9 protein-coding genes and 2 pseudogenes are annotated in these 9676 nt (G+C 62.2%); 5 read left to right on the top strand and 6 right to left on the bottom strand.

Translation table 11 applies throughout. The features are described 5' to 3' along the window. Positions 1-355 (top strand): acetylglutamate kinase (argB, locus tag EOA49_RS27295; RefSeq protein ID WP_164749296.1); only part of this gene is annotated, 355 nt, incomplete at its 5' end. Positions 356-362: 7 nt separating this feature from the next. On the opposite strand, the gene bchE is transcribed toward argB, so the two are convergent. After that, positions 363-1931, bottom strand: coding sequence for a magnesium-protoporphyrin IX monomethyl ester anaerobic oxidative cyclase (gene bchE, locus EOA49_RS27290; protein ID WP_127239402.1), 1569 nt, complete (start codon positions 1929-1931; stop codon positions 363-365). 325 nt (positions 1932-2256) lie between these two features. Between bchE and EOA49_RS27285 the strand changes: the two genes are divergently transcribed. Continuing rightward, a complete protein-coding gene (locus tag EOA49_RS27285; protein WP_067323801.1) occupies positions 2257-3327 on the top strand; it encodes a class I SAM-dependent methyltransferase in 1071 nt (356 codons plus the stop codon). A gap of 125 nt (positions 3328-3452) precedes the next feature. On the opposite strand, the gene EOA49_RS27280 is transcribed toward EOA49_RS27285, so the two are convergent. Next, positions 3453-5432: a GGDEF and EAL domain-containing protein gene (locus tag EOA49_RS27280; protein WP_127243458.1), complete on the bottom strand. Its 1980-nt coding sequence runs from the start codon at positions 5430-5432 to the stop codon at positions 3453-3455. Positions 5433-5818: 386 nt separating this feature from the next. Further along, the gene (locus tag EOA49_RS27275) at positions 5819-6295 is read right to left on the bottom strand and encodes an Lrp/AsnC family transcriptional regulator (RefSeq protein WP_067003023.1); all 477 of its coding nucleotides are present in this window, start codon (positions 6293-6295) and stop codon (positions 5819-5821) included. Between the two features lie 140 nt (positions 6296-6435). Between EOA49_RS27275 and phhA the strand changes: the two genes are divergently transcribed. After that, positions 6436-7269, top strand: a complete 834-nt coding sequence (gene phhA / locus EOA49_RS27270) for a phenylalanine 4-monooxygenase (RefSeq protein ID WP_095799018.1) — start codon at positions 6436-6438, stop codon at positions 7267-7269. A 159-nt stretch (positions 7270-7428) separates the two neighbouring features. Here the strand turns inward: phhA and EOA49_RS27265 are convergent, their stop codons facing one another. Beyond that, complete coding sequence (locus EOA49_RS27265) at positions 7429-7920, bottom strand: MarR family transcriptional regulator (RefSeq protein ID WP_127239404.1); 492 nt, start codon at positions 7918-7920, stop codon at positions 7429-7431. Positions 7921-8014: 94 nt separating this feature from the next. Between EOA49_RS27265 and EOA49_RS32855 the strand changes: the two genes are divergently transcribed. After that, the gene (locus EOA49_RS32855) at positions 8015-8182 is read left to right on the top strand and encodes a hypothetical protein (RefSeq protein ID WP_164746631.1); all 168 of its coding nucleotides are present in this window, start codon (positions 8015-8017) and stop codon (positions 8180-8182) included. 68 nt (positions 8183-8250) lie between these two features. On the opposite strand, the pseudogene EOA49_RS34160 reads toward EOA49_RS32855, so the two are convergent. Together EOA49_RS34160 and EOA49_RS27255 are read right to left on the bottom strand one after the other, a co-directional pair. Further along, positions 8251-8413 (bottom strand): annotated as a pseudogene (locus EOA49_RS34160) (GMC family oxidoreductase); the annotation flags it as partial. Then, a complete protein-coding gene (locus tag EOA49_RS27255; protein WP_067323795.1) occupies positions 8412-9173 on the bottom strand; it encodes a GGDEF domain-containing protein in 762 nt (253 codons plus the stop codon). The pseudogene EOA49_RS34160 and the gene EOA49_RS27255, both read right to left, overlap by 2 nt. Before the next feature lie 150 nt (positions 9174-9323). Between EOA49_RS27255 and EOA49_RS27250 the strand changes: the two are divergent. Then, positions 9324-9676, top strand: a pseudogene (locus tag EOA49_RS27250) (pyrimidine 5'-nucleotidase); the annotation flags it as partial.

Below are 9676 nucleotides of genomic sequence, written 5' to 3'. Positions count from 1 at the left end.
GGCGATGGCGCCGGTGGCGCCCGGCCGCGACGGCCATACCTACAACATCAACGCCGATACTTTTGCCGGCGCCATCGCCGGCGCCTGCCGCGCCTCGCGCCTGCTTTTCCTGACCGACGTGCCGGGCGTGCTCGACAAGAACAAGAAGCTGATCGACGAGCTGACGGTGGCCGAGGCCAAGGCGCTGATCAAGGACGGCACGATATCGGGCGGCATGATCCCGAAGGTCGAGACCTGCATCGAGGCGATCGAGCGCGGCGTCGAGGGCGTGGTCATCCTCAATGGCAAGACGCCGCATTCGGTGCTGCTCGAGCTGTTCACCGAGCACGGGGCCGGCACGCTGATCGTGCCGTAGCGATTATTTAGCCGGCTAGCCTTCTGCTTTCCGCGACCCGCTTATCTTCCGCGACGGGCAGGGTCGGCTTTCGCGCCGGGTGCTGAAAGACCATCGATTCCTCATCGGCGTCCTGCGGCGCGCCCCAGAATTCGGCAAGCGTCGGGCCCGCGGCCACGCGGCGGTCCCGCACCAGAAAACCCCAAACCTCACGGAACCAGACGCGGCGGCCCATCTTGGTGTACCAACGCATCGAATGCCGCTGCTCTGGGTCCGGATGGAAAAGGACGCGCGCCAGCGCTTTCGGCCGTGACTGCACGGCAAGCTCGATCAGCTTGACGGCGAAGAACAGCATCCACGGCTTCAGCCGGGTCATATGCAGCACCTGGTGCTTGTAGTCCCAGAGCCGGATGTCCTTCTGGATCACCCTGCGATCCTTGGCGATGCGGAAGAACGGCGTCCAGCGATGCGGCGTCACATAGAGCGCCTGGATCTGGTCGGGATCATAGGCGATGAGCTGGCGAAAGCCGCGCCAGAGATCGCGAAAACCCTCATCCTCGAAGCCAGCGACCCAGGTCGCCATGGACAATATGCCGTGCCGGCGAAGCAGCCGGATCGCTTCGCGATCGGACTTGGTGCTGCCGCCCTTGCGGATCAGCGACAGTGTGGCCTCGTCGGTGTTCTCCATGCCGAGCAGCCAGCGGATGACGCCGGCCTTGCGATAAAGGTGCAGGATATCGGCATCGCGCACGATATCGTCGGCGCGCGTCGAGCCGACGATCAGAACCGGCACGTTCTCGGCGATCATCGCATCGAGAAAGGCGCGCCAGGCCTTCTTCGAGGAGGTGGGGTTCTCGTCTGCCAGATTGACCAGTTCGACGCCATACTCGCGGTGCAGCCAGGCGATCTCCTTGGCGAAGCTGGCCGGATCGCGATGTCGCCAGCGGGTCCAGAAGCCGCGCTGGCCGCAATAGTTGCACAGATGCGGACAGCCGCGCGAGAACTGCATGACCACGGCGCGCTTGCCGCCCCAATAGCTGTAGCGGCCATGGTCGATCAGCTCCCAGCCGATGCGGCAGGCGTCGAGATCGGTAATCGTCATCGCAGGCGGCGCCGCAAAGGGTCGGCCGCAATCGTCGCGATAGGCGATGCCGGCGACACCCGACACCGGCCGGCGCCTTTCCAGCGCCTCGACCAGCGCCAGCGCGGTCGCCTCACCCTCGCCGCGCACGATGAAGTCGAAGACGTCCGTTGCGGCGAGCACGTCGCGCCAGTGATAGGTCGGGAAGACGCCGCCATAGAGGATGACGACCCCTAGCGCGCGGGCTTTGATCATTTCCGCGATCCGCAGCGCGGTCGGATGCGCCGAGGTCGAGCCGGAATGGCCGATCAGGACGAAATCCGGATTATCGCTCAGGGCCTCATCGACGAGCGTGGAAAGCGGCATCGGCCCGAACTCCGCATCGACCAGGCGCACCCGATGGCCGGCATCGAGCAGCGGACCGCCGATCGCCAGCAGACCCAAAGGCGGCAGGTGATCGTCGGGCACGCGGCTGCCGATGGCCGTATGCGGCGGGTTGACCAGCACGATGTTCATGGCGGACCTCCGTTGCGTCGGTCCGCCGGTCGTATTTGGCGATGTCGAAGCCGCCTGGGCGCGGTTCAGCAGTTTCGATGCAGCTTTCCCACAGATTTGATGGGCACACCCGAAACGTCGCGCAGAGCGGGAGACGGCGTCAGCCCAGTGCATAACAAAAGGTTAAGGACGTGCGCGTTGCGCAGCTCGATCGAGCTCTGGTTTTCGGCGCTTCAAACCTTCGGCAAGGAGAGTATTAGCAGAAACTAATGCAGTTGACCCTAAACTTTTATTAAAACTCTAAGCATTTATAATTGTCGGTGGGGGACCACAAGGAAATGCCCATATGGCGCTGAATCCCGATCTGAAAATCGATGAGGCGAGCCTCATCACATCGACGTTGATCAAGAAGCACAAGGCGGCGTCCGCGGAGGCGGTCGACGCCGCCGAGCTCAAGGCGCGGGCGGCCCAGCTCGCCCTGGTGCTGGACCTCGCTCATCAGGCTTTCGCGCGCCAGGAGCCCGCAGGGCAAATCGTCGAGCGCCTGGCGGGTCGACTGCATGAACTGCGCCGGGAGGTCGCTCCGGCTCTTTGGCAGGAACTGATCCCGCTCGCTCAGCAGCACCGCGTGGCGGCCTACCTGAAGCAGGATCCGTTCACGCGCTGGTCCTTCGAAAAGCCGCGCGGCTATTCGGGCGACGCGACGCTGCTGGACATCTACTACAAGCACCCGAGCGCCGACGAGATCGTGGCATCGTCGAGCGAACTCGGCCGCGAGATCTTTGCCTATACGAGCGAAGCGGCAAGCTCGGTGGCGGGGCGCGAGCGCCGCGAGATACTGGCCAAAACGGTCGACGAAACGGCTGCCCGGGTAGAAAACGCCGAGGTGCTGGCAATCGCCTGCGGCCATTTGCGGGAAGCCGAACTCTCAAAGGCGCTCGCCGAGAGAAGGTTAAAGCGCTGGATCGGTCTCGACCAGGACCCGGTGAGCGTCGGCACGGTCAACCGCGACCTCACCGGTACGGCAGTGGAAGCAGTGGACGGATCCGTGCGCGGTCTTTTGCGGCGCGCCTACCCGCTTGGCACATTCGATCTCGTCTATGCTTCCGGGCTGTATGACTACCTGCCGCTTCCGGTCGGCGCACGGCTGCTGCAGCGCGCCATGGAACTGGTCAAGCCGGACGGCGAATTCCTCTTCGCCAATTTCAGCGACGAGATCACGACCGACGGGTACATGGAAACATTCATGGACTGGCCGCTCATCCTGCGATCGGCCGGCGACATGTGGGACATCATCAATGCCGCGGTGGATAAGAACCGCGTCGAAGCCGAGGTCTATTACGGATCGAATAGGAACATCGTCTACGGCAAGATCCGCAAACGCGTGGATTTCGCGGCGCCCGCCATGGAGCGGTAGCGGAGCCGCTTCACATCCGGATTTTCAAGTCGGGCCGTGCAGCGGCCCGGCTTTCTGATGCATCGCGCGGCGTCCTCGTTTCGCCGAGATGGCGCCGCCCTACATTCCTGCCGCACTGCTTTGAGTTAAGCGACGAGGTCCTGCCTGGCCTGCATGATCTCTTCGATCGGGACGGGACGTCCGGTCAGGAAGCCCTGGATCGACTGGATGCCCATGTGCTGCAGCAAATTCTGCTGCTCTTTCGTCTCGACACCCTCGACAAGGACCGTATGGCCCAGATTGCGCAGCAGTCTGACCATGTCCTGCAACAGGCTCAGGCCTCGAACCGTCTGGCAATCGTGCAAGAAACTGCGATCGATCTTGACGACGTCGAACTTGAAACGACGGAGCCAGGCCAGACCTGCAAATCCGGTTCCGAAATCATCGAGCCAGATCTGAACGCCCAAGGTTCGAAGCTGCTCGATACTTCTGGCGGCCTGCGCCTCCAGGGATATATCGCTGCCTTCCGTGACCTCGAGCGCCAGCCTCTGAGGCGCCATGCCGTGGCGACCAAGGATCTCGGTGACGTGAAGTGGGAAATTCGGAGCCTTGAGCTGGACGACCGAGACGTTCACGGACACGACCGATCCCAATCCGTGCTCGACCATGTCGCCGCAAGCCCGATCGATCACCCACATCCCGAGTTCCTCGATCCCGCCGGTCTGCTCGGCGACAGGTATGAACACGGACGGGCTGATCACGCTGCCGTCGAAGTCGCGCAGCCGCATCAACGACTCATGGCCAAGCACCTTGCCGGATATCGCATCGCAGATCGGCTGATAGACCACGGAGACCAGTCCCTCCGAAACGGCTTGCTTGAGCAGTTCCGAAAGATTCTGGCTGGCGCGCTTCTGATCGATGGCCTGCGCATCATAGATGGTGAAGGTCGCGCGACCGGAAAACTTGGAGGCGTAAAGCGCGCGATCGGCCTCCTGCAACAAGATCCGAAGCTCTATGCTTTGATCGGCGCGCGTCAACGAGGCGCCAGCGCTGATGGTGACGATGTTGAGTTTATCGTCCCGATCGGGATGGGAGATGTTCAAGTCCTCGACGGCCCGGCAGAATTGATGGGTCACCTCGCGCAGGTGATCCGGTCCGGCGACCTTGCAGAGCACGACGAATTCTTCGCCGCCGTACCGTCCCGCGATGGCGTGATTGGACGCCGCCGTCTCGTCGAAGGCTCGGGCAAGCTCGATCAGGCAGTCGTCGCCGGCCTGATGGCCGAGCCGGTCGTTGAACCGCTTGAAGTAGTCCACGTCCACGAGAATGACGCCTATTTCGTCATTGTCCCTGGCCCATTCCTTGCACAACTCCGCGAATTCTCGGGTGATCGCCCTGCGGTTCTTAAGCCCGGTAAGCGGGTCGGTGTCTGCGATCTCGATGAGCTTTTGACCATTTTCGATGGCGACCTGCTCCTGGATCTGCGCCTGAAGGGCATGCAGGAAGGTTTGGTAGCGCTCCATGCTGAGGCGCCATGACAGATAAAGCGACAAAACAAGGCAATTCACGAAATAGGTTGCAAGCACCAGACGGGTGCCAAGATCGGCTTGAAGCAAGAACAGCGTGGCGCCGAGGAATGCTATTGTCACGGTTGCGGACGACAGCGCCGAGAGCCATAGCCGGAAGTTGAAGAAAAGGTTGGCACCGAGAATGAAAACCGTGCCGAAGATGATGAAATGGGACAGCGCCTCCTGATGCGTCGTTCCGAGGGCCGACAGCAGCCATCCGATCGCGCCCGCCACGATCGCCAGAGCAGCAACGTAGTGCAGAGTGGTGACGGCAAAATCGCGTCGAGCAACAAGTTCGACAAGCACCAGGAAGGTCAATCCCAACGTCAGGCGCGTCAGAATCACACGGTCGGCAATGTCCGGGAAAAGGAACCAGTCGAAGGCCCCGTAGCATATGTAGCTCAACACGGCCGCCGCTATGCCCCAGCGCACGACCTTGCGATTCTGATCCGCGTTCTTCTGCAGCAGCATCGCAAAAAGCGTCGGATCGGCGGATTTCCACGGCGGGCGTGAAATCGCTTCAGTGACCCTCTGAGCCACGTCCTCCGTCAGTTGCATGCAATGCTCCTTTGCGATCATCCTCCGCATGAACGGGTTCGAGCAAGCGAAGTCCGTCAAGTCCTTACGGAAGGACGAAGGCAAGCCTGGTTCATTATAAGACACTAATGTTGCTAACCGCCGGTAAACGGATCATGCGATTGCACCGGCACAGCGACCCGCTAAGGATTCCATGCAACAATCGTGAGTTACCGAATAATGCATGGTCACACTTTCTCCAGATCGCAAGAGACGACGCACGAAACATTGCGTAAATTTCCGAGCGCGTCTTTTGTTAAGGTTCGTGTAACCTTAATTTCAGTTGATATCGGGGAAATCGTCCCGAAGTAGATTCGCTCCGACCACATTGTCGGGCCGTTCTTTGCGGAGAACCGTTTCGGGTACGATTACCGCCGCAGATGGCTGAGCGGCACGTGGCCTGGCCCCTTGATGTTCTGCAGCACAAGCTGGGTATGGACGTCGCGGACGCCGGGCAGCCGCATCAGTCGGTGCATGACGAAAGCATTGAGATCGTCCACCGACGGCACCATCACATGCAGCAGGAAATCGTGGTCGCCGGTCATCGTCCAGCAGGACGAGACCTCGTCCATGCGCTGCACGGCGGCGATGAAGCTTTCCGGCGAGCCGTCGCTGTGGCTCACCAGGCGGACCTGGATGAACACCTCGACCGTCAGCCCCAGCGCGCGTCGGCTGAGCACGGCGGCAAAGCCCTTGATGATGCCGGCGCCTTGCAGCGCCTCGAAGCGCCGAGCGCAGGGAGTGGTCGACAGGCCGATCTCCTGCGCGAGTTCCGACACGGCCTTGCGCCCGTCGCGCTGCAGGGTGTCCAGCATTCTTATTTCGAACTCGTCCAACTGAGGCATTTTCCCTCCTAAACGTTTAAATTTGAGCGGAGTTTACCTCAAAATCCCTCGCGTGGCTACAAAGAAGGCTGATTTGCCTCACGAGCCGCGGCTACGATGACGCCACCATCCGGGAACCGACGATTTTTCAGGAGGAAGAAATGACGATCAGCGTTGCCGACTATGCCCGCGAGTGCGCGGCGCAAGGCCTTCGCGGCGACTATTCGGTGTGCCGCGCCGACTTCACAGTGGCTCAGCATTACGACTATTCCGCCGACGAGCAGGCAGTGTGGCGCACGCTCTGCGATCGCCAGACGAAGCTGACGCAGAGGCTGGCGCACCGTTCCTATCTCGACGGCGTCGCGACGCTCGGGCTGCTCGACAAGATTCCGGATTTCGACGCCATCAGCGAGAAATTGCGCAAGCTCACGGGCTGGGAAATCGTGGCGGTGCCCGGGCTGATCCCCGCCGGCCCCTTCTTCGACCATCTCGCAAACCGCCGTTTCCCGGTCACCAACTGGCTGCGGACCAGGCAGGAACTCGACTACATCGTCGAGCCGGACATGTTCCATGACTTCTTCGGGCATGTGCCGATCCTGACGCAGCCGGTGTTCGCCGATTTCATGCAGATGTATGGTGAGAAGGCCGAGGACATGATCGCGCTGGGCGGCGACGAGATGATCACCCGGCTCTACTGGTACAGCGCCGAATACGGCCTCATCCAGGAAGCCGGCCAGCCGGTAAAGGCTTTCGGCGCAGGACTGATGTCGTCTTTCACCGAGCTGCAATTCGCGGTCGAAAGCAAGGACGCCCATCATGTGCCGTTCGACCTGGAGACGGTGATGCGCACCGGCTACGAGATCGACAAGTTCCAGCGCGCCTACTTCGTGCTGCCGTCCTTCGACGCATTGCGCGATGCATTCGCCGGCGACGACCTCGCCGGGATCGTCACGCGGTTCAAGGGTCAGCCGGCGCTCGACCCCGCCACGGTCTAGGCATTGAACCAAAATGCGCGAGCCCGAAATCGTTCGGTGCGGCGCGCTTCGGGGTCCGGCTTTCGCCCAGCCGGCCGTCAGAGCGGTTCGGTGGCTAAAAGGCGACTGAGCCGCTCTGGGTTTGCGGAAGCAAGCCGCCAGTGTCCGGTCCCTCGGGCATCAGCCGGCCGAAGCCGGCTCGGCCTTGAGCCTCGCCAACTGCTCGCTTTGCAGCTCCAGCGCGGCGTCGATGAAGCGCAGCACGGTCGCCAACTCGGCGGCGCTGAAAGCCGCCATCACTTTCTCGCCCTCGCGCGCGATGGCGCCATAGTAGCGCTCCGAAAGTTCTCTGGTCAGGTCGGTCGCCTCGATCACCACCTTGCGCCTGTCTTCCAGGCTGCGGGTTCGGGTAACGAGCCCACGCGCCTCAAGGCGGTCGATCAAGGCCGTCACCGCTGCCGGCGTCAGCCCCGTCGCCGCCGCCACGGCGCCGGCCGATTGCCGCCCCGCATAGAGCAAGCCCAGACAATGCCGCTCGGCCGCGATCAGCCCAAGCCGCTCCCCGACCGCCTCGTCATAGGCTTGCGTCGCGTCCTGCCAGCGCATGACGGCACGGCTGACGGCCGCCGTCATCTCAGCACGATTCATGCTTGACGAATTTAGTTCGATCATCTAACTATCAAGTTGTCTAACATTCAGACTATCGTATCAATATGCGATGCCACCCTTTGCGAAGCAAGGGCAAAGTCGCCGACAGGAGTGAACAATGAGCTTGATTCAACAGCGCCCCCCTCTCTCGCATGAGGAGGAGTACAGATACGCCAAGCTGGCCATGGAATGGTATGGCTGGGGCTCGCCCATCGGCCTCGGCATCCTGCTGGTGGCACTTGCCGCCGCGGCCGTGCTGGTGCGGGTCGCCGTTTTCGGACTGTAAATCCGACCCCCAAAGGCGCGCCAGGGCGGCGCCGATTCCACTTCCGGCGCCGCCTGCCTTTTCGGGGTTCAGACTGTGATCACCTGGCCGAGGTGATCGCCCAGCCGGCAGGCGAGCGCCCGCCGTCTCCTCATTAGTCGGATAATCGCCACCATTGCCGATCCAGTCGGCGATGCGCACGCGGCCGAGATTCTTCCGCGCCATGGTCGTGCCGAAGAGCCGCAAGCCCTCAGGCGGCTTCCGAAAGATCGCGATCGAGAACGGACAGGTTGCGGCCGCGATGCTTGGCCTCGTAGAGCCTGCGGTCAGCGGCGCGCATCAGCTCCGACACGGTGGCGCTCTCGCCACAGGTGATGCCGCCGATCGAGACCGTCAAAGGCACGGTCCGCTCGTCGACGGGGCGAAAGCGGATCAGTTCGACCTCGCGACGGATGCGCTCGGCCACGCGCCTTGCTTCCGGTTCGGTGGCGCCAACCAGGAAGGCGGCGAACTCCTCGCCGCCGATTCGGCCGAGCACATCGCCGCTGCGCACGCCGCGCTCGATGGCGCCGGCGATCAGAAGCAGTGCATCGTCGCCGGTCAGGTGACCGTAATTGTCGTTGATGGTCTTGAAGTGGTCGGCATCGATGATCAGCAGGGCGCCGCGATCGGCCTTGCGCCGGGAACCGTCGAGCGCGGCGAAGAAGGTCTCGCGGTTGAGCATGCCGGTCATGTCGTCGCGGCTTGCCTTCTCCGACAGGCGTCTGTGGGCCGCGGCGAGCTGGGCATGCGCGCGGGCAAGCTCGCGATGCGCATTTTTCAGCCGGTCGCTTTGCCAGAAGGTGCCGACGCTGGCAATCCAGGCGAGAATCAAAGGGCAAACCGTGGCCGTAAGCCAGACGGTGCGGCTGATCGGAAAGCCCATGGCCGGGACCACAACCAGCGTCAACAAGAGCGAGACAGCGACCGAAGCGAACGCGACGACTGCGGACTTCAAGATTATGCGACTCATCGCTGTCTCCCAACGGACTGCCTCTGTGCCAGCAAGCGCTGAAGGTGACCTTTCCGGGACGATTAAAATTTGAAGCGAGGCGCCATTTTCACGACGCAAGACGCGCGGAAGTTGTGGATAAACTCCGCGTCCGCATGCCATAAGGAGGCCATGACGACGACACCCGAGCCCGCCCGTTTTGCCCATGTCACGGATTGGGTATTCGACCTCGACAACACGCTCTATCCGCATCACTCGAACCTGTTCGCGCAGATCGACGTGAAGATGACTGCCTATGTCGGCGAGCTGCTGACGCTCTCGCGCGAGGAGGCGCGCAAGCTGCAGAAAGAGCTCTACCTGGAGTACGGCACGACGCTGAACGGGCTGATGGCGCGCCACGGCATCGACCCCGACGACTTCCTCGAGAAGGTGCACGACATCGACTATTCCTGGCTGGTGCCCGATCCGGTGCTCGGTGCCGCGATCCGCCAATTGCCGGGCCGCAAGTTCATTTTCACCAATGG

The sequence above is a fragment of the Mesorhizobium sp. M1A.F.Ca.IN.020.04.1.1 genome (assembly GCF_003997315.1).
Classification (GTDB): domain Bacteria; phylum Pseudomonadota; class Alphaproteobacteria; order Rhizobiales; family Rhizobiaceae; genus Mesorhizobium.
The sequence above is the reverse complement of the archived record's forward strand: the minus strand, read 5'-3'. Positions and strand labels throughout refer to the sequence as shown.

Coding starts and splice junctions, on each gene's coding strand:
- bchE (WP_127239402.1), bottom strand. CDS start 1,931: ATGAACATCGTGCTGGTCAACCCGCCGCATACGGCCATCGGCAGCCGC.
- EOA49_RS27285 (WP_067323801.1), top strand. CDS start 2,257: ATGGCGCTGAATCCCGATCTGAAAATCGATGAGGCGAGCCTCATCACA.
- EOA49_RS27280 (WP_127243458.1), bottom strand. CDS start 5,432: ATGCAACTGACGGAGGACGTGGCTCAGAGGGTCACTGAAGCGATTTCA.
- EOA49_RS27275 (WP_067003023.1), bottom strand. CDS start 6,295: ATGCCTCAGTTGGACGAGTTCGAAATAAGAATGCTGGACACCCTGCAG.
- phhA (WP_095799018.1), top strand. CDS start 6,436: ATGACGATCAGCGTTGCCGACTATGCCCGCGAGTGCGCGGCGCAAGGC.
- EOA49_RS27265 (WP_127239404.1), bottom strand. CDS start 7,920: ATGATCGAACTAAATTCGTCAAGCATGAATCGTGCTGAGATGACGGCG.
- EOA49_RS32855 (WP_164746631.1), top strand. CDS start 8,015: ATGAGCTTGATTCAACAGCGCCCCCCTCTCTCGCATGAGGAGGAGTAC.
- EOA49_RS27255 (WP_067323795.1), bottom strand. CDS start 9,173: ATGAGTCGCATAATCTTGAAGTCCGCAGTCGTCGCGTTCGCTTCGGTC.